This is a genomic window from Streptomyces sp. G-G2, assembly GCF_030063135.1.
Taxonomy (GTDB): domain Bacteria; phylum Actinomycetota; class Actinomycetes; order Streptomycetales; family Streptomycetaceae; genus Streptomyces.
Genome location: NZ_JASISO010000008.1, coordinates 83,394 through 101,197 on the forward strand (window position 1 = coordinate 83,394; position 17,804 = coordinate 101,197).

Below are 17,804 nucleotides of genomic sequence, written 5' to 3' on the forward strand. Positions count from 1 at the left end.
GGCGGACGCGATGACCGGACCCGCGCTCTTCGCGCTCCCGGCGGTGGCGGCGGTGGTCCTGAGCCTCGGCTACGCGCTCGGCCGCCTGCACGCGCGCCGGGCCGGGCGGGCCGGGCGCGGCGCCCCGGGCCTCGGCACACCGGTGGAGCGGGCCACCTTCCACACCCTGCACACCGCTTCGCTGGCCGCGCCCCCGCTGCGCGCCGGGCTCACCGAGGACACCGCCCGCAAGGCCGCCCGGCGGCTGCGCTCCCTGCTGGGCACCGAGGCGCTGTGCCTGACCGACCGGCAGAAGGTGCTGGCCTGGGACGGGCCGGGGGCCGCGCACCACGAGCGGCGGGCCATGGAGCGGGCGGCGGAGCTGCTGGCCTCAGGACGCAGCCGCAGCGGCCGTACCGGCTGCACACAGCCCGGCTGCGCGCTGAAGTGGGAGGTGATAGCGCCGTTGACGGGTGAGGACGGGGTGCTGGGGGCGCTGGTGGCGTACGGCTCCCAGGAGTCGGCGGTGCTGGTGCGGGCCGCGACGGAGGTGGCCCGCTGGGTCTCCGTACAGCTCGAACTGTCGGAGCTGGACCGGTCGCGGACCCGGCTGATGGAGGCGGAGATACGGGCGCTGCGGGCGCAGATCTCCCCGCACTTCATCTTCAACTCGCTGGCCGCGATCGCCTCGTTCGTGCGGACGGATCCGGAGCGGGCGCGGGAACTGCTGCTGGAGTTCGCCGACTTCACCCGCTACTCCTTCCGGCGGCACGGTGACTTCACCACCCTCGCCGAGGAGTTGCGCTCCATCGAGCAGTATCTGGCGCTGGCCGGAGCCCGGTTCGGGGACCGCCTGAAGGTGACCCTGCGGGTGGCGCCGGAAGTGCTTCCGGTGTCACTGCCGTTCCTGTGCCTGCAGCCGCTGGTGGAGAACGCGGTCAAGCACGGGCTGGAGGACTCGGCCCGGGAGTGCCGGATCACCATCACGGCCCGGGACGCGGGGCCGGAGGCGGTGCTGACCATCGAGGACAACGGGGTGGGGATGGAACCCGCGCTGCTGCGCCGGATCCTGGCCGGGGAGCAGCCGGGCTGCGGTTCGGGGATCGGGCTGCCGAACGTGGACCAGCGGATGCGGCAGGTCTTCGGCGACGACTACGGGCTGATCTTCGAGACGGCGGTGGGCGAGGGCATGAAGATCACCGTGCGGATCCCCAAGTACCGGCCCGGGGTGCACTCCTCGGCCCCGGCGGACCGGCCGTCCGCCTAGGAGTGTCCTGAAGATCTTGGAAACGCGCCCGGCTTGCACCAGGTTGCCCCGATCGACATTTACCGGTGAATCGGGGTGACTCGGGCGCCCCGAGCAAGATCTCCAGCAGTCTCCTAGGGCGTGTTGCGGAAGGAGCGTCGGGGCCGGCCCGCGTCTGCCGGACAGGGCCTCGGCTGACGACGACCGTGGCCCCCGGCCCGTCCACGAGGGGACGGGCCGGGGGCCACGGGGTGGGCGCACCGGGGGAAGGGCCAGTGCCCGGCTAGTTCCAGCTGGCGTGCAGCGGCTTGCCCTCGGCGTAACCGGCGGCGGACTGGATGCCGACGACGGCCTTCTCCTCGAACTCGGCGAGCGAGCCCGCACCGGCGTAGGTGCAGGAGGAGCGGACGCCCGCGATGATCGAGTCGATCAGGTCCTCGACGCCCGGGCGGGCCGGGTCGAGGAACATGCGGGAGGTGGAGATGCCCTCCTCGAACAGCGCCTTGCGGGCGCGGTCGTAGGCGGACTCCTCGGAGGTGCGGTTGCGCACGGCGCGCGCGGAGGCCATGCCGAAGGACTCCTTGTACAGACGGCCGTCGGCCGCCTGCTGGAGATCGCCCGGAGACTCGTACGTACCGGCGAACCAGGAGCCGATCATCACGTTGGACGCACCGGCGGCGAGCGCCATGGCCACGTCGCGCGGGTGACGGACGCCGCCGTCGGCCCAGACGTGCTTGCCGTGCTTCTTCGCCTCGGCCGCGCACTCCATGACCGCGGAGAACTGCGGGCGGCCGACGCCGGTCATCATGCGGGTGGTGCACATGGCGCCGGGGCCCACACCGACCTTGATGATGTCCGCGCCCGCCTCGATGAGGTCCTTGACGCCCTCGGCGGCGACGATGTTGCCCGCGACGATCGGGACCTTCGGGTCGAGCGCCCGCACGGTCCTGATCGCGTTGATCATCGATTCCTGGTGGCCGTGGGCCGTGTCGATGACGATGGTGTCCACGCCCGCGTCCAGCAGCTGCTTCGCCTTGATCGCGAAGTCGCCGTTGATGCCGACGGCCGCCGCGATGCGCAGCTTGCCGTTGGCGTCGGTGGCGGGGGTGTACAGGGTGGCGCGCAGGGCGCCCTTGCGGGTGAGGATGCCGACGAGGCGCCCGTCCTTGTCGACGGCCGGGGCCAGCTTGCGGTGACCGGCGTCGAGCTGGTTGAAGGCCTGGCGGGGGTCGATGTCGGCGTCGATGAGCAGCAGCTCCTTCGACATGACCTCGGAGAGCTGGGTGAAGCGGTCCACGCCGGACAGGTCGTGCTCGGTGACGACACCGATCGGACGGTTGTCGGCGTCGACGACGACACCGGCGCCGTGGGCCCGCTTGGGCAGCAGGGACAGCGCGTCGGCGACGGTCTGCGTGGGGGCCAGCGTGATCGGGGTGTCGAGCACGTGGTGGCGGGTCTTCACCCAGGCGATGACATCGGTGACGATCTCGATCGGGATGTCCTGCGGGATGACGACGATGCCGCCGCGGCGGGCGACGGTCTCGGCCATCCGGCGGCCCGCGATCGCGGTCATGTTGGCGACCACCAGGGGGATGGTGGTGCCGGTGCCGTCGGGGGAGGAGAGGTCGACGGCCTGGCGGGAGCCCACCGCGGAACGGCTGGGCACCATGAACACATCGTCGTACGTCAGGTCGTACGGCGGCTTCAGGTCATTGAGGAAACGCACGTGCTGAACATCCCAGTCGATCGGAGGGGCCCGCTTGCCCTGGAGGGGCAGCCGAGGAAACGCACGTACTTCATTCTCCCATGCCCCGCGCCGGTCGGGGCCGGGTCGATCGTCCAGGACGTACCGGGCCGAGTGGTTCTTTCCTACGGGACCTTGGTCCCGGCCCGGACGCACGCTCCTGTTCAATCAGCGCCCGGCCGGGCGCGCCACGCGCGTAGCGCTACAGGACGACCAGGTCAGAGGGTCAGCGGATGAACTCCCGGCGGGTCGCCTGGCCCGGTATCAGCGGCCGGGACGGCAGCACCGCGGGGGTGGTCCGGGGCGGACCGGGGGTCCGGACCGGTCCGGAGTACGGATCGGGCGCGGCCCGGCCGCGCGCGCCGAGCAGGGTCGCGGCGTGGGCGACGCTGGCGAGGGTGGCGTGGTGGTGCCAGCCCCGGAAGGAGCGCCCTTCGAAGTCCCGGATGCCCACGGGTTCGCAGATCCCGGCGAAGTCGAGCGAGACCCGGTCGGTGAGTTTGGCCAGCAGGAAGAGCTGGGCGAGCGGCCGGTCCCCGATGTTGGTGATCCAGAACTCCGAGGGCATCAGCGCGGCCTCCGTCCAGGCCCCGACGAGCAGCAGCGGGGCCACCGGGGCGGGCAGCGTCCGGTCCTCCGCGGGGGTGCCGAGGACGGCCGCTGCGGTCAGCAGGGTCACGGCGCCCTCGCCCCGGCCGTGCCGGGTCCATTCGACGACCCGGCGCTGTGAGCGCAGGGAGTCGATGAGCTCGCGGGCGGGGACGGTGTGCGGGCCCGGTTTGTGGCGGCCCGCGCCCCCGAAGGAGACCGGCAGGGAACCGTCCACCTTCAGAACGAAGGGGATGTCCTGAAGGGAGAAGGCCTCGATGGTGTGCGCGATGTCGGTGTTGGCGACCTCCATCACGACCGGTCTGCGCTGCAACTGCCAGCTGGCGGCCATGCGCTGGACGGCGTGCACGGCGTCCTGCGCGGGGGTGAGCGAGCGGGCCGTGTCGGGGATCCCGGCGCGGCGCCGGTGCAGGAGTTCGCTGGTCCAGGGCCCGGGGAGGGTGAGGGTCCATTCGACGGGGAAGCTGGCCTCGCTGGAGGCGAGCCAGATGCCTCCCGCTTGCTGGCAGTTGGCGGTACGGCCGAGCTGCGGGACGAACTGGCGGCCGACACCCACCGAACGGTCGCCCGCCTTCTCGATGACCATGGGCTGCACCACCCAGGCCAGCGGGCGCTGGGCGGTGCGTTCGAGGTGCTGGGCGAGTGAGCGACGTACCGGAGTCCAGTCCCAGGGGGACTTGCTGATGAACTGCTGGAGACTCTGCTCGACGGAACTCGCGCCGGTTCCCGCGATATTGCGGATGGTCTTCTTGCCGCTGGTCCGCACGAGGCCGTTCAGATATACGCGGGCCCAGTTTCGCTGGTCCCGCCGGGGTAAGGACTCGAAGAACAGAGAGATCAGCACGTCGATCAATTCGGAGATATCCTTGGCGGATTCCTCCGGCAGAACTACGCGAGTCATCCGGGCCTCCCCCGCGACCAGCTAGATCCAATACCCTACTTGACCGGTGAGATCGGCCGTAGGCCCCTGTGGCTACTTCATGAGGTCGCTGGTGCTTTCGAGCCGCTCATCCGCTACCACGAGGGGGATGGGGATCTGGTTCACCGCATAGTAGAGCGCGATGACGAAGTGTGCGGCCAGAGTGAGCGGTGCGGAGAAAAAGGACAGGATGACGGTACAGGGGTAGGCGATGGCTCCCAGGCCGAAGCGCATCCGGGTCGCCCGGGCCCCCGCGCGGTCCACGTGTTCGTGGAAGAGGTGCCCTACGCGCGTCACGTACCACCAGAAGCCCAGGTACGCGAGGGCGTAGACCACGGTCCATGAACTGTAGAGAATGGCGGCCGCGTTGGCTGAATCACCGTCGTCCAGGTGTTCGGCGAGGACGGAGGTGGTCCAGGGGATCACCGAAACCACCATCAGTACCAGGAGATTGAGGAAGAGCAGGGGCCGGTCGACCTTCTTCAGGTGAATGAAGATGGTGTGGTGGTTCACCCACATGACACCGATGATGAGGAAGCTCACCACATACGCCGCATAGTGCGGCCATTGTTCCCACAAACCGTGCCAGAGTTCCGATCCCGTTTCTTCCGGGACCTTGATCTCCAATACCAGAATGGTGATGACAATGGCGAACACGCCGTCGCTGAATGCCTCGACGCGGCCGGTTTCCGATTCCATGACCTCCCCTTTGCCCAACTGTTCCACGTGCCGGGGAGGGCGCTTCCCCCACCCTCCCCGCACACGCTACCCAGATATCGGGCGTCAGCCTCCGAACCCGGCGGTCTGGCGCCAGATCCGGCCATCCCGGACGACGAGCGTCCCGAACACGTGCTCAGGTTCGCCGTTGAGATTCATGATCGCGCGGTAGAAGATCGTGTCCTCCGTCTCGATGTACTCCTGGAGTTCGACCAGCGTGGGCTTCAGGGTGAGATAGCCGGTGAAGGTCTCCCGTACCGCCTCTATTCCGACAGAGGCGCCTTCGAATCGAAGGAGCACGGCGTCGTCCGTGTAGTTCTTCATCACCGCTTCTATGTCCAGGGCGGCCAGCGCGTCCATCTGGCGGACGAAGACCGGGTGCAGCGTGGCGATGTCGTACGTGGCCATGTCGACTCCGTTTCAACTGGGGGGCAGGGGTGGTGCGGTGGGATCGGCGAGCGGGGCCGGGGCCAGCGGGAGCCGGACCACCATGCGGGTCTCCCCCGGCCGGGACCGCGCCGTGATCGAGCCGTGGTGGCGCTGGGTCACGATGCGGTAGCTGAGGTGCAGGCCCAGTCCGGTGCCCTTGCCGACGTCCTTGGTGGTGTAGAAGGGCTCGAAGATCCGGGGCAGCGAACGCTCGGGGATGCCCCGGCCCGTGTCGGAGATCTCCACGACCATGCACACGCCCTCGGCGCGGGCCCGCAGGGTGAGCACCCCCGAGCCCTCCATGGCCTCGGCGGCATTGTCGACCAGGTTCGTCCACACCTGGTTCAACTCGCTCGGATAGCCCGTCAGTTCGGGCAGCCCCGACGCGTACGCACGTACGACGCTGATTCCGGAGAGCTTGGACCGCAGCACGACCAGCGTGTTCTCCAGTCCGTCGGTCACCGCGAAGCGCTGCTCGGGCGCCCGGTCGAGATTGGCGTAGTCCCGGGTGGCCGAGACGAGCTGGGAAATCCGGGGGCCGGCCGCCCGCAACTCGGCCGCCAGCGCCCGTGTTTCGAGCACGGCGGCCAGATGGTCGAGGGCGGCGGGCAGGGCCGGTTCCCCCACCCCCTCCAGCCGTTCGAGCAGCCAGCCCAGCTCCAGCCCGAGGTCCGAGACGCCCGCGCCGAGCAGACCGGGCCGCTCCACGCCCGCCTCCTCGGCCCAGTCGGAGATCTCCTCCTCCGCGTCGGCCTGGGCCAGCGCATCGGTGGTGGCGGGCGGCGGGACCTTGTCCAGCTCGTCGGCGAGCCGGTCCATTACGGCGCTCTCGGGGCCCGTGGCCGCCGCGCCCCAGGACCGCGCGGTCCGGGTGAGCCGGTCCAGGGCGGGCGCCAGCTCCTGGGCGGCCCGGGCCACGGCCGCGGCCGGGTTGTTCAGCTCGTGGGCCAGACCCGCCGCGAGGGTGCCGAGCGCCTCGACGGTGGCCCGTTTGCGGGCCTGGATCTCGGAGGACTTGATCCGCCAGGCCAGCACCGGCAGGAGGACCGCCGCCACCCCGTGGCAGCGGGTCAGCATCTCGAAGAACACCGGCTTCGGGTAGCCGACGACGGTGGTGGCGGGCCCGCTGGCGGCCGCGGTGGCCACGTACGACCCGTCAGTGAGCAGCGGCAGTTCGCCGGTGAACCGGTGCGCGGCGGAGGGTTTGCCGTCGTGTTCCTCGGCGGCGGCGCTCTCCTCCTCGGCGGAGTGCCGGGTGAGCACCTCCTCGCGGCCGTCGACGACCTTGGTGACGACCAGGCCGCCGGAGAGCAGCACGTGGAAACCGGTGGCCTCCTCGCCGTCGCGGAAGAGCACCTCCCCGTCGCCGAGCACCTTCGGTCGGGACACCGAGACCAGCCAGTCGAGCTGGTCGGGGGTGAGCGCGGCGAAGATCTCCAGGCCGCTCAGGGCGGTGCGCAGGTCGGGCCCGTTCATGCCGTACTCCCCTCGGCCCGGGTGCGGGCGGCCAGTCGCAGGGTCACCAGCAGGGCCACCGCGCACACGGCGGCGACGGCGGCCATGAAGCCGACCGAGGTGCGGTGCAGCCCGTGGACGGTGGTGAGCAGTCCGGCGAGCACGGCCGGGACGCTCATCGCGAGGTAGGCGAACACGTAGACCGCGGCGGTGAGTTCCCCTCGGTGCGCGGGGTCCGCGAGGGCGCTCAGGGCCCGGAAGGAGCCGAGGAAGGCCGCGCCCCAGCCCGCACCGAGGACGGTGGTGCCGATGAGGAACACGGTGGCCGAGCCCAGCCCGAGGGCGGCCAGGACCAGGGCGAGCCCGGCGAGCAGCCCGCAGAGGCCGATGACGGCGGTGCGCAGGGCCTCGGCGCGGCCGAGGAGCAGCTGGGCGGTGGTGGCGGCGCCCGCCAGCAGGGCGACGGTGGCGCCGCCGACGAGGTAGTTGGCGCTCTGGAGCAGGGAGAGCGCCAGGTGGGGGCCGAGGGAGAGGTAGAAGCCGCCGACCGACCAGACGGCGACGATGGTGAGGACCAGGACGGCGAAGCGGCCGCGGACCGGGGCGGGGACGCTGATCCGGTGCGGGCTGAGTGCGAAACCGCCGCGCCGGGCGGCGCCGGGGGCGCTCTCGCGCATCCGGGCCACCCCGATCAGGGTGACGGCGAAGGCCCCGATGAGCAGCAGGTAGCTGAGCACGGTGGGGGCGGGCCCGTACTGCACGAGCAGTCCCGCGCCGAGGCCGCCGAGCCCGATGCCGACGGTGGGTCCGGCGCTGTTGACCTGGGCGCCGAGCGCGGGCCGGGCGCGGGGCGCCAGTTCGAGGAGGCCGGCGCCCATGGCTCCGGTGGCGAGTCCGACGGCGAGGCCCTGGACGGCGCGCGCGGCCAGCAGCCAGCCGAGGCCCCGGGCGCCGGCGAACAGGCCCATGGAGACGATGGCGAGGACCAGTCCGGCGGCGAGGACCGGGCGCCGCCCCAGGGTGTCGGAGAGGGAGCCGAAGAGCAGCAGTCCGGCGAGCACGGTGACGGCGTAGAGGGCGAAGACGACCGTGATGGTGGCGGAGGAGAGGTCCCATTTCTCCTGGTAGAGCACGTAGAGGGCGGAGGGCACGGAGGAGGAGAGCATCAGGAGCACCAGGACCGCGCCGATCACCCAGAAGCCGGAGCCTGTGGGGGCCGCGGGGTCCTCGGCTGCAGGGTGCACCGTCACTCCCCTGGTCGTCTTGGGCAGGTGGGCCACTGTTCTCACTCCCCCGTGGTCCGTGGTTCCCGGTCGCGCTCAGCCGAGCGCGGTCCATGCGGCCCGGGCCCTGGCCAGGGCCCGGGCGGTCAGTACTCCCGCGAGGTGGCCGAGGTACTCGGCCGACGTGCCGCGTCCGGGCACGAACAGGTCCCGTGGTTCGGCGCGGAAGGCCGCCAGCACGGCCGGTGTCGGGTAGTCGTCGAGGCCACGCAGCCGTTCCTCGACCCCGGGCAGCCGCCGCGGCCGGGCGGTGGCCCCGGTGACCGCGATCCGCGGGCCCTCGGGGGTGATGCGTACGGCGACCGCGCAGACCGGGTAGCGGGTGGCCCGGTCCGCGGTCTTCTCGAAGGCCCCGGCCATCCCGGCGGCGGGTACGAGCAGGGCGGTCAGCAGGGCGGCGGGCGGAGTTCCGGCCGCCGTGAACCGTTCGGCGGTGAGCGTGGACCGGCTGGTTCGCCCGGGACGGGCGAGTTCGACCAGGGCCCCGGTGGACAGGGCGGCGACCGGGAGGTCTGTGGCCCGGCCGGGTGCGGCGAGGTTGCCGCCGACCGTGCCGAGGTTCCTGGCCTGCGGGTCGCCGTTGGCCCGGGCGGCGGCGGCCAGTTCGGGCGCCTCGGTCAGCACCAGGGGGTCGGCGGCGAGTTCGGCGAGGGTGGTGAGCGCGCCGATGCGCAGCCCGTCGGGGGTGCGCTCGATGCCGCGCAGCTCCTCCAGCCGTCGTACGTCGACCAGGAGGCGGGGCCCCGGGCCGCCGGAGCCGGCCGGACCCTTGGGGCTGCCCGCGTCGGCCTCCCCGGTGCGCAGGCCGGGGAGCAGGCTCTGGCCACCGGCGAGGATCCGGGCGCCCGGGGTTCCCGCGAGGAGGGTCAGTGCCTGCGCGACGCTGTCGGGCCGGGCGTAGTCGAATTCGGTGAGGATCACTGGTCGGCTCCTTCTCCGCGCAGGCGGCGCCAGACCTTCTCCGGGGTCAGGGGCATGTCGATGTGGCGGACCCCGAGGTCGGAGAGGGCGTCCACGACCGCGTTGACCACGGCGGCGGCGGGCGGCACGGTGGCGATCTCCCCCGCGCCCTTGGCGCCCAGCGGGTTGTGCGGGCTGGGGGTGCAGGTCTTGTCGAGGGCGAAGAAGGGCACGTCGGCGGCCCGGGGCAGGGCGTAGTCGCGCAGGTCGGCGGAGATCAGGAGGCCCTGGTCGTCGTATGCGGCGGCCTCCATCAGGGCCTGGCCGAGGCCGTGCACGATGCTGCCCTCGATCTGGCCGAGGACCACCTTCGGGTTGCCGATGTTGCCCGCGTCGTCGACGGCGGTGTAGGCCACCACCTCGGTCTCGCCGGTGAGTTCGTCGACCTCGACGACGGCGACGTGGCTGCCGAAGGGGTAGTTGAAGTCCGGCGGGTCGAAGTGGGTGGTCTCGTCGAGCGCGGGTTCGATCTCGGGGGGCAGTCCCCAGCCGTACCACATGGCCATGGCGAGTTCGGCGAAGGTCTTGACGTTGCTCTCGTTGCCCTCTTCGAAGACCTTGCCGTCGGCGTAGACCACCTTGTCCTGCGGGACGTTCAGGAAGACGGCCCCGGCCCGGACCAGCTTGCTCTTGATCTTGCGGGCGGTGAGGGCGATGGCGGGGGCGGCCATGCTGTAGGAGCGGCTGCCGTAGGTGCCCTGGCCGTAGGGGGCCTTGAGGGTGTCGCCCTCGTAGACGTTGACGGAGTCCACGTCGATGCCCAGTTCGTCCGCGGCGACCTGTGCGAAGACCGTGCCGTGGCTCTGGCCGGTGGAGGCGGAACCCACGGTGACGGTGACCTCGCCGGTCGGGTGGACCCGGATGTTGGCGCTCTCCCAGGTGCCGCCGAGCATGCCCTCCTTGGACATCCGGGTGGAGGGGCCGACCCCGCAGACCGCGACGTAGGTGGCGAGGCCGACGCCGAGGCGCTTGCCGCGGGTGCGGGCCTCGGCCTTGCGCGCGGGCATGTCGGCGTAGCCGGAGAGTTCCAGGGCCCGGTCGAAGTTCTCCTGGTAGTTCCCGGAGTCGTAGGTCCAGCCGAGGCCGTTGTCGTACGGGAACTTCTCGGCCGGGACCAGGTTCTTGCGCCGCACGGCGGCCGGGTCCATGCCGATCTCCCCGGCGTACCGGTCCACCAGGCGTTCCATCAGGAAGGCCGCCTCGGCGCGGCCGCTGCCGCGCTGGGCACCGAGCGGGACGGTGTTGGTGAAGGCGGCGTAGACCTCGCAGAAGGCGGCGTCGATGTCGTACATGCCGCTGATGGAGCGGCCCATCAGGGCGGTGGCCACCCCGGGGCCGATGGTGGAGGGGTACGCGCCGAGGTTGGCGTAGCTGGTGCAGCGCACCGCCGTGATCCGGCCGTCGCGGGTGCCGGCGAGGGTGACGTGCTGGCGGTGGTCGCGGCCCTGGACGGTGGAGTTCATCAGCCCGGTCCGGGTGTCGACCCATTTCACCGGTCGGCCGAGGGCCTTGGCGAGGACCAGCACGAGGGCCATGTCGGGGTACAGGTACCCCTTGGTGCCGAAGCTGCCGCCGACGGTCGGGGCGATCACCCGGAGCTTGTTGAAGGGGATGCCGAGGACCAGCGCGGAGAGCAGGAAGCGGTGGTTGTGCGGGCCCTGGGTGGAGGCGTAGAGGGTGTACTCGCCGGTGGCCCGGTTGTAGTCGCCGACCGCGCCGCGCGGTTCGATGGGGCTGTTGATGGTGCGCTGGTTGACCAGGTCCAGCTCCACGACGACCTCGGCGTCGGCGACGGCCGCGTCGGTGCGGTCCTTGTCGCCGCAGGTCCAGTACGCGTTGAGGTTGCCGGGGACCGCTTCGTGGAGCTGCGGTGCGCCCTCGGCGAGCGCGTGGTCGGCCCGGACGACCACGGGCAGCGGCTCGTACTCCACGCTGATGGCGGCGAGCGCGGTCACGGCCTGGCGTTCGGTCTCGGCGACGACCACCGCGATCGGGTCGCCGACGTGGCGCACGGCGTCGCCGGTGAGCACCGGGCGGGCGCCCGGAAGTCCGTAGGGGTGGGGCGGGAAATGGCTCTCGACCCCGCCCGGTATCCAGATGCAGGGCAGCGGCATCAGGTCGGCGAAGTCGGCGGCGGTGGCCACCTTGAGGACGCCGGGGAGCTGTTCGGCGGCTTTGGTGTCGATCACGAGGATCTTCGCGTGCGCCACCTCGCTGCCGAGGATCGCCATGTGGGCGGTGCCGGGCAGGTCGATGTCCGCGATGTAGGTGGCTTCGCCGCGCAGCAGCTGCGGGTCCTCGCGGCTGTCGAGGGGCTGTCCGAGCGGGCCCGTTGTGTGGAGTGCGGTCCCCGTCACAGTGGTCATGGGCTTCACCCCTCCTGTCTCGACGTCGCGCAGGCGCGCTGTACGCCCCGGACGACGCTGTGGTAGCCGGTGCAGCGGCAGAGGTTCCCGGTGAGCCATTCGCGGATCTCGGGCTCGGTGGGGGCGGCGGCGCCGGCGGCGGACTCGACGAGTTCGCCGAGCGCCATGACCATGCCGGGGGTGCAGAAGCCGCACTGGGTGCCGTGTTCCTGGCGCAGGGCCTCCTGGAGTGCGGACAGTTCACCACCGGGGCCCGCGACCCCTTCGATGGTGGACACCTCGGAGCCCGCCGCGGCGACGGTGATGACGAGGCAGCTCTTGACGGACTTCCCGTCGAGCCGCACCACGCAGGAACCGCATTGGCCGGTGTCGCAGCCGATCTTGGTGCCGGTGAGGCCGAGCCCGTCGCGCAGCCGCTCGACGAGCAGTTCGTGGGGCTCCGCCGCGAAGTGTTCCGCGACCCCGTTCACTTTCAGTGTGACATTCATGCAAAGGCCTGCGCTTCCGTGAGCGGCCGGTTGAAGAGGGGACCGCCGGGCTGCTGGAGAATTCCTCCGGAATGCAGTGGTCCGGTGTCGACTGCGGCAAATCCGAGATCGGCGATGATTACCGCGACGATTTCCTTGGCTTTCCCGTCGTCGCCGCCGTGTAATGCGCGAGGCGCTGGGACGGTGTGGTGCCGGGTGCGGTTCCGGCGACGCCGAGCGTCTCACCATGCATGGTGTTGAGGGATTTCACGACGCGGGCGCCCGGGCGTGCGGTCCGCGCGCGTTGGCGAGGACCACCTGGTGCCCGGCCGCGACCAGGATCCGCGCGAGGGTGGAGCCGATCCGTCCGGTACCGATGATGCCGGTGTTCATGGGGTCCCCTGTCGGTGGTGGGCCGGGTGGTGTCAGTCCATGCCGATCCAGACCGACTTGGTCTGGGTGTAGCTCTCCAAGGACTCCGGTCCGCACTCGCGGCCGAAGCCGGAGGCCTTGTAGCCGCCGTAGGGCACCGAGGGGTCGTACTGGTTGTAGCAATTGACCCAGACCGTCCCGGCCTTGATCTGCGAGGCGACCCGGTGGGCCCGGCGCAGGTCCCTGGTGTGGACCCCGGCGGCGAGGCCGTACGCGCTGTCGTTGGCGATGCGTACGGCGTCCTCCTCGGTGTCGAAGGGGATGATCGACAGGACGGGTCCGAAGATCTCCTCCTGCGCGATCCGCATCCCGTTGTCCACTCCGGTGAAGACCGTCGGCAGGAAGTACAGGCCCCCCGACAAGCCCGAGGAGGCGCCCTCGGGGGTCCAGCCGGTGCCGCCGACCCGCAGGACGGCGCCTTCCTTCTGGCCGATCTCGATGTAGGAGCTGACCTTGTCGTACTGGCCCTGGTGTGCCAGCGGCCCGAAGAGCGTGGCCGGGTCGCGCGGGTCCCCGGGCTTCAGGGCGGCCGCCCGGCGCACCAGGCGCTCGACCATCTCGTCGTGGACGGGCCGCTGGAGCAGCAGCCGCGAGCCCGCGGTGCAGATCTCGCCCTTGTTGTAGTAGATGCCGAAGAAGGCGAGTTCCTCGGCGGCGTCGAGGTCGGCGTCGGCGAAGACGATGTTGGCGGACTTGCCGCCGAGTTCCATCGTGACCTTCTTCAGGGTGCCGGCGGCCCTGCGGATGATGGACTGGCCGACGACGGTGGACCCGGTGAAGGCGATCTTGTCGATGCCCGGGTGGCCGGTCAGGGTCTCGCCCAGTTCCACCCCGGGGCCGGTGATCACGTTCAGCACCCCGTCCGGGATCTCCGCCTCCTGGAAGAGTTCGGCGATCTTCAGCGCGGTGAGCGGGGTGGCCGGGGAGGGCTTGTGCACGACCACGTTGCCCGCCGCGAGGGCCGGCGCGATCTTCGTCATCGACAGCAGCAGCGGGAAGTTGAAGGGCGTGATGGCGCAGACCACCCCGACCGGCTCCCGCAGCGTGTAGGCGAGCTGCCCGCCCGCCGGGGCCCGCGAGGAGCCCTCGACCCGGGTGACCGCCCCGGCGTAGTAGTGCATGAGCTGGGCGGCCATGGGTGCGTCCACGGTGCTGGAGAACGCGAACGGCTTGCCCATGTCCACGGTCTCCAGCAGTGCTATCTCCTCCAGGTCCCGCTCGATCAGCTCGCCGACCCGGTTCAGCCTGAGCGCCCGCTCCTGCGCGGAGAGTCTGCTCCAGGGGCCTTCCTCGTACGCCGTGCGGGCGGCGGCCACGGCCGCGTCCGCGTCGGCGGCGGCGGCCTGGGCCACCGGCACGATCTCCTGTCCGTCCACCGGGCTGATGTCCGGCTCGGTCCGGCCGTCCCGGGCTTCGACCCAGGCGCCGCCGATGAACAGTTTCCCCGGGTTGGCCAGGGGCCGGCCCTTGAGCTGACGCTTGGTCATGGCTGCCTTCCGGTATCGGGTGCGGGCGGGGGTACTACCCCTGCTGGAGCTGGTGCAGGAACGTCTCGGCGAGGGCCCTGGAGGAGTACGGGTTCTGCCCCGTGGTCAGCTTCCGGTCCACGACCACGTGCGAGTCCCAGATCGCCTCGGCCTTCTCGTAGCGGGCGCCGAGCCGGGTCAGTTCGACCTCCAGGATCAACGGGAGGCGGCCCGCCATGTTGGTGACCAGCTCCTCGCTGTGCGAGAAGGCGGTCATCCGGTAGCCCTCGAAGGGCCAGCGGCCCTCGCCGTCGCGCAGCGCGAGCAGCGCGGTGTGGCCGTGGCAGACCGTGGCGAGCGGCTTGTCCTGGGCGATGGTCCAGCGCAGGATCTGCGCCAGCTCGTCGGACTTGGGCAGGTCGCCGATGGCTCCGTGGCCGCCGCTGACGTAGATCCCGTCGTAGTCGGCGATGTCCTTCTCGCCCAGGGTCTCCAGGGCGATCGGCTGCCGCAGCTGCGGGGTGTCCGCGATGACCCGGACGTACTCGGCGGCGTTGGCCGCGTCGTCGTCCGCGGAGCCCTGCGGGCGCACCCACTGGAGGAACGCGGCGTCGATGCTGGTCTGGTCGGCCGTCGGGGCGGCCCCGCCGATCGTCGCGATGTCCACGGCGTGCCCGGCGGCCTTGAACAGCTGGTAGGGCACCACGAATTCCTCGGCCCAGAATCCCGAGGGGTGCTGTTCGCCGTCCAGCAGGTGAAGCGTGGCTTTGGCCGTCATGACGACGAGAATCTTCATGACTGTTCTCCTTGTTTCCGATTCGCTGCCGATTCAACACGCCCCCCGCAAGGGGCGTAAGGGGGTGTCCTCAGGGACGTGATACTTCGTCACGTGCGTCGAGCACCGCGATGATGGTGCGGAATTCTTCGACCATGGGATGGTCGGGATGGGCTTCGGCGAATATGCGTTCGCCGTACAGGGCGGCCAATTCCGGTGCGTACGGCAGGATCCCGGCCAGCGGAGCGCCGTAGACCTCCTCCGCGCAGCGCCGGAACCGGGCCGGGTCCACGGCCTGGGGGGCCATGCTCATCACCAGGGCCCGGCGGCAGGAGAGCCGCCCGGCCAGGGCGATGGTCTCCTCGACCCCGGAGAGGTCGATCCGGTCGGCCCGCGCCAGGATCAGCAGCACGTCCGCACTCGCCATGGCGGTAACCGACTCGTTGTTGAGCCCGGCGTGCGTGTCGAGCAGCAGCACGTCCAGGTCGAAGTGGTCGGCCAGCCGGTCGAACCCCTCGGGCAGCAGGCCGACGTCGTAGCCGGTGGTCATGATCTCCCGCAGGGCCGCGGTGCCGGTCCTGGCGGGTACGACGTACAGCCCGGGGACGTCGGCCGGCCGGGCGGCGGCCTCGATCTCGCAGCGGCCGAGCAGGTAGTCGGCCAGCGAGGGGCCGGGCCCGAGCCGGAAGAGCAGGTCGAGGACGGGCGACTGGATGTCGGTGTCGACCACCCCGACCCGGCGGCCCGACGCGGCGAGCAGCAGCGCGAGGTTGGCCAGCACGGTGGACTTGCCGGTGCCGCCGCGGTGCGAGTGGACCACGATGGTCCGGGCCATCAGGCCACCGCCGGTTCGGCCCGGGCCGCGGGCCCGGTACCGGTCCCGTGCGGCCCCCGCGCCGCAGGTGGCCGGTGCAGGGCCAGCATGGTGACGTCGTCGTGCTGTTCCGCGGTCCCGGTGTGCTCCCGCACCGCGGTGTCCATCCGGCCGACCACGTCCCGGCCGCGCAGGGGCGTCCGGGCGAGCAGGTCGAGCATCCGCTCCTCGCCGAGGAAGGTGCCGTTCGGGCACCGGGCCTCGGGGACCCCGTCGGTGAAGATGAAGAGCGTGTCCCCGGGGTCGAGCTGGGCGTACCCGAGGGTGTAGACGCAGTCGGGCAGCACCCCGACGGCCGGGCCGGTGACGTCCAGCGTCCTGGGGCCGGAGCCGTCGGCGCTGAGCAGCAGGGGCGGGTTGTGGCCGCCGTTGATGTAGACGAGGCTCCCGGTGAGCGGGTCGAGCACCCCGAAGAAGAGGGTGGCGAAGTACCCCTGCCGCAGGTGGTTGCGGGTGAGGTAGCCGTTGGTTGCGGTGACCGCGTTGAGCAGCGGGGTGGCGCCGACGACCGGGATGCTCCGGCTGCCGCCCGCGCGCCCGGCGGCCACCAGGTGCTGGAGCCCGCTGTTCTCGGCGGTGTGCCGCAGCAGGGAACGGATGAGGGCCATGAAGAGCGCCGAGCCGACGCCCTTGTCGCAGACGTCGGCGACGACCACGGCGAGGCGGCGGCGGTGGGAGATCTCGAAGACGTCGTAGAAGTCCCCGGCGACCTGGCGGGCCGGCCGGAAGCAGACGTCGATCTCCCAGCCGTCGGGCACGGGCAGGGATTCGGGCAGGAACCCGGCCTGGATCTCCCGGCCGATCTCCAGTTCCTTCTCGTAGCTCATGAGTTCGGCGCGGGCGTCGGCCTCGCGCAGGGTGCGCCCGAGTTCGGCGCGTTCGGAGCAGGTGTGCAGCCGGGCACCGACGAGTGCGGGCAGGAAGGGGGGCACGAGGTAGTCGTGCCCGATGCGTACGTGTTCCTCCAGTGCGGCGAACTCGTCCACGGTCCACACGACCACGATCGGGGCCCCGGCCCAGCGGCGCAGCCTGCGCACGGCCGAGCGTACGGACTCCCCCGGCACCCCGGCCGGGGCGAGCAGCACGTCGGCGACGGGCAGTGCCTCCAGTGGACCGGTGAGCAGCTCCGACAGGGTACGGGCGACCACGGCGGCGTCCATCGCCGAGAGCGCCGCGATCAGCGCCCGGGGCGGGGGCGGGTGTTCGTCGAGGATGATCACGGTGGTGGAGGGCATGGGCCGGTCCCGTCTGCCTGCGTGGGTGTCATCGCCGAGGCCGCGGACCCGCGAGGACGGTCAGTGTGCTGATGTTGCGGCCCTCCCTGCGTACGTAGCTGAACTCGTCCGCGCTGGTGAGGGCGAGGTGGATGCCGAGGCCGCCGATCCGGCGCCGCTCGGGCGGCAGGTCGGTGGCGGGCGGCAGACGTCCGGCGACCGGGTCGAATTCCGGTGCGGTGTCCTGGAGGACGATCGCCGCCCGGCCGGCCCCGGCCCGGCCCAGGACGGTGATCCGTCCCTCGCCGCCCCGGTAGCCGTGCGTCACGATGTTCGTCGCCAGTTCGTCCACCGCGAGCCGGAGCCGGTAGGCGGCCCCCCGGTCTAGTCCGGACCGTACCGCCACCGCCCGTACGAAGTGGGCGATGGCGGTGAGCGAGCCGAGGGCCGCCGGGACGTGCAGCTCGGTGGTGGGCGGTTCGGCGGTGGCCGGTCCGGTGCGCCGGGCCCCCGGGTGCGGGCTACCGCCCATGGGAGCGCTCAGTCATCGGAGAGGACGATGCTGCGGTCCAGGCCTGCCGTCCTGATGGTCCGGGAGACCGGTTCGATGGCTCCCACCACCTTGATGGTGACGTGGCTGGCCACCTTCTGCTGGGCGAAGACCAGCGAGCGCAGCCCGGCGCTGGCCATGTAGCCGACCCCGGCCATGCGGATCTCGACGGTGCTGGTGCCGTGGCCGGCGGCCTTCTCGATGGTCTGGTGGAAGTCCGGTGCGGTGTGGGCGTCCAGCTCTCCCGTCAGCTCGATCACGGTGGTGTCGCCCTCGATGCTCAGGGACACGGAAAGCGGCATGTCAGGTCTCCTTCGGC

The 17,804-nt window shown here is 71.4% G+C and carries 17 protein-coding genes; 1 reads left to right on the plus strand and 16 read right to left on the minus strand.

Annotated elements, in window-relative coordinates:
* The first annotated feature begins 10 nt into the window (after positions 1–10).
* Positions 11–1,246: a histidine kinase gene (locus QMF80_RS09020; protein WP_283451347.1), complete on the plus strand. Its 1,236-nt coding sequence runs from the start codon at positions 11–13 to the stop codon at positions 1,244–1,246.
* A gap of 262 nt (positions 1,247–1,508) precedes the next feature.
* Here QMF80_RS09020 and QMF80_RS09025 read toward each other — a convergent pair whose 3' ends face one another.
* From QMF80_RS09025 to QMF80_RS09100, 16 genes are all read right to left on the minus strand, one after another.
* Complete coding sequence (locus QMF80_RS09025; protein ID WP_283451585.1) at positions 1,509–2,972, minus strand: GuaB1 family IMP dehydrogenase-related protein; 1,464 nt, start codon at positions 2,970–2,972, stop codon at positions 1,509–1,511.
* Between the two features lie 223 nt (positions 2,973–3,195).
* Positions 3,196–4,479: an IS701 family transposase gene (locus tag QMF80_RS09030; protein ID WP_283451349.1), complete on the minus strand. Its 1,284-nt coding sequence runs from the start codon at positions 4,477–4,479 to the stop codon at positions 3,196–3,198.
* Between the two features lie 72 nt (positions 4,480–4,551).
* Positions 4,552–5,196 (minus strand): TMEM175 family protein, encoded by a 645-nt coding sequence (locus tag QMF80_RS09035; RefSeq protein ID WP_283451351.1) that lies wholly within the window; start codon positions 5,194–5,196, stop codon positions 4,552–4,554.
* 84 nt (positions 5,197–5,280) lie between these two features.
* Complete coding sequence (locus tag QMF80_RS09040; protein WP_283451352.1) at positions 5,281–5,622, minus strand: nuclear transport factor 2 family protein; 342 nt, start codon at positions 5,620–5,622, stop codon at positions 5,281–5,283.
* A 12-nt stretch (positions 5,623–5,634) separates the two neighbouring features.
* Entirely contained in the window at positions 5,635–7,119 is a 1,485-nt protein-coding gene (locus QMF80_RS09045; RefSeq protein ID WP_283451354.1) for an ATP-binding protein, read from the minus strand.
* The gene (locus QMF80_RS09050; RefSeq protein ID WP_283451356.1) at positions 7,116–8,342 is read right to left on the minus strand and encodes an MFS transporter; all 1,227 of its coding nucleotides are present in this window, start codon (positions 8,340–8,342) and stop codon (positions 7,116–7,118) included. The genes QMF80_RS09045 and QMF80_RS09050 overlap by 4 nt, the downstream gene beginning before the upstream one ends.
* Positions 8,343–8,417: 75 nt before the next feature.
* A complete protein-coding gene (locus QMF80_RS09055; protein WP_283451358.1) occupies positions 8,418–9,302 on the minus strand; it encodes an FAD binding domain-containing protein in 885 nt (294 codons plus the stop codon).
* Entirely contained in the window at positions 9,299–11,707 is a 2,409-nt protein-coding gene (locus QMF80_RS09060; RefSeq protein ID WP_283451360.1) for a xanthine dehydrogenase family protein molybdopterin-binding subunit, read from the minus strand. Before QMF80_RS09060 ends, QMF80_RS09055 begins: the two co-directional genes overlap by 4 nt.
* 5 nt (positions 11,708–11,712) lie before the next feature.
* Positions 11,713–12,195: a (2Fe-2S)-binding protein gene (locus QMF80_RS09065; RefSeq protein WP_283451362.1), complete on the minus strand. Its 483-nt coding sequence runs from the start codon at positions 12,193–12,195 to the stop codon at positions 11,713–11,715.
* Between the two features lie 246 nt (positions 12,196–12,441).
* Positions 12,442–12,567 carry an NAD(P)-binding domain-containing protein gene (locus QMF80_RS09070; RefSeq protein WP_283451364.1) on the minus strand — a complete coding sequence of 42 codons (126 nt, stop codon included), beginning with the start codon at positions 12,565–12,567 and terminating at the stop codon, positions 12,442–12,444.
* Between the two features lie 32 nt (positions 12,568–12,599).
* The gene (locus tag QMF80_RS09075) at positions 12,600–14,093 is read right to left on the minus strand and encodes an aldehyde dehydrogenase family protein (RefSeq protein WP_283451365.1); all 1,494 of its coding nucleotides are present in this window, start codon (positions 14,091–14,093) and stop codon (positions 12,600–12,602) included.
* A 34-nt stretch (positions 14,094–14,127) separates the two neighbouring features.
* Positions 14,128–14,868 carry a type 1 glutamine amidotransferase domain-containing protein gene (locus QMF80_RS09080; protein WP_283451367.1) on the minus strand — a complete coding sequence of 247 codons (741 nt, stop codon included), beginning with the start codon at positions 14,866–14,868 and terminating at the stop codon, positions 14,128–14,130.
* Between the two features lie 70 nt (positions 14,869–14,938).
* Complete coding sequence (locus QMF80_RS09085) at positions 14,939–15,682, minus strand: MinD/ParA family ATP-binding protein (RefSeq protein WP_283451368.1); 744 nt, start codon at positions 15,680–15,682, stop codon at positions 14,939–14,941.
* Positions 15,682–16,956 (minus strand): PP2C family protein-serine/threonine phosphatase, encoded by a 1,275-nt coding sequence (locus tag QMF80_RS09090; protein WP_283451369.1) that lies wholly within the window; start codon positions 16,954–16,956, stop codon positions 15,682–15,684. Before QMF80_RS09090 ends, QMF80_RS09085 begins: the two co-directional genes overlap by 1 nt.
* A gap of 28 nt (positions 16,957–16,984) precedes the next feature.
* Complete coding sequence (locus QMF80_RS09095) at positions 16,985–17,467, minus strand: ATP-binding protein (protein ID WP_283451370.1); 483 nt, start codon at positions 17,465–17,467, stop codon at positions 16,985–16,987.
* 8 nt (positions 17,468–17,475) lie between these two features.
* Positions 17,476–17,787, minus strand: coding sequence for an STAS domain-containing protein (locus QMF80_RS09100; protein ID WP_283451372.1), 312 nt, complete (start codon positions 17,785–17,787; stop codon positions 17,476–17,478).
* Between the last annotated feature and the right edge of the window lie 17 nt (positions 17,788–17,804).

What these genes read in the sequence shown, in the direction of transcription:
- QMF80_RS09020 (WP_283451347.1), top strand. Translation starts at nt 11, where the DNA reads ATGACCGGACCCGCGCTCTTCGCGCTCCCGGCGGTGGCGGCGGTGGTC.
- QMF80_RS09030 (WP_283451349.1), bottom strand. Translation starts at nt 4,479, where the DNA reads ATGACTCGCGTAGTTCTGCCGGAGGAATCCGCCAAGGATATCTCCGAA.
- QMF80_RS09035 (WP_283451351.1), bottom strand. Translation starts at nt 5,196, where the DNA reads ATGGAATCGGAAACCGGCCGCGTCGAGGCATTCAGCGACGGCGTGTTC.
- QMF80_RS09040 (WP_283451352.1), bottom strand. Translation starts at nt 5,622, where the DNA reads ATGGCCACGTACGACATCGCCACGCTGCACCCGGTCTTCGTCCGCCAG.
- QMF80_RS09045 (WP_283451354.1), bottom strand. Translation starts at nt 7,119, where the DNA reads ATGAACGGGCCCGACCTGCGCACCGCCCTGAGCGGCCTGGAGATCTTC.
- QMF80_RS09060 (WP_283451360.1), bottom strand. Translation starts at nt 11,707, where the DNA reads ATGACCACTGTGACGGGGACCGCACTCCACACAACGGGCCCGCTCGGA.
- QMF80_RS09065 (WP_283451362.1), bottom strand. Translation starts at nt 12,195, where the DNA reads ATGAATGTCACACTGAAAGTGAACGGGGTCGCGGAACACTTCGCGGCG.
- QMF80_RS09070 (WP_283451364.1), bottom strand. Translation starts at nt 12,567, where the DNA reads ATGAACACCGGCATCATCGGTACCGGACGGATCGGCTCCACCCTCGCG.
- QMF80_RS09075 (WP_283451365.1), bottom strand. Translation starts at nt 14,093, where the DNA reads ATGACCAAGCGTCAGCTCAAGGGCCGGCCCCTGGCCAACCCGGGGAAA.
- QMF80_RS09080 (WP_283451367.1), bottom strand. Translation starts at nt 14,868, where the DNA reads ATGAAGATTCTCGTCGTCATGACGGCCAAAGCCACGCTTCACCTGCTG.
- QMF80_RS09085 (WP_283451368.1), bottom strand. Translation starts at nt 15,682, where the DNA reads ATGGCCCGGACCATCGTGGTCCACTCGCACCGCGGCGGCACCGGCAAG.
- QMF80_RS09090 (WP_283451369.1), bottom strand. Translation starts at nt 16,956, where the DNA reads ATGCCCTCCACCACCGTGATCATCCTCGACGAACACCCGCCCCCGCCC.
- QMF80_RS09095 (WP_283451370.1), bottom strand. Translation starts at nt 17,467, where the DNA reads ATGGGCGGTAGCCCGCACCCGGGGGCCCGGCGCACCGGACCGGCCACC.
- QMF80_RS09100 (WP_283451372.1), bottom strand. Translation starts at nt 17,787, where the DNA reads ATGCCGCTTTCCGTGTCCCTGAGCATCGAGGGCGACACCACCGTGATC.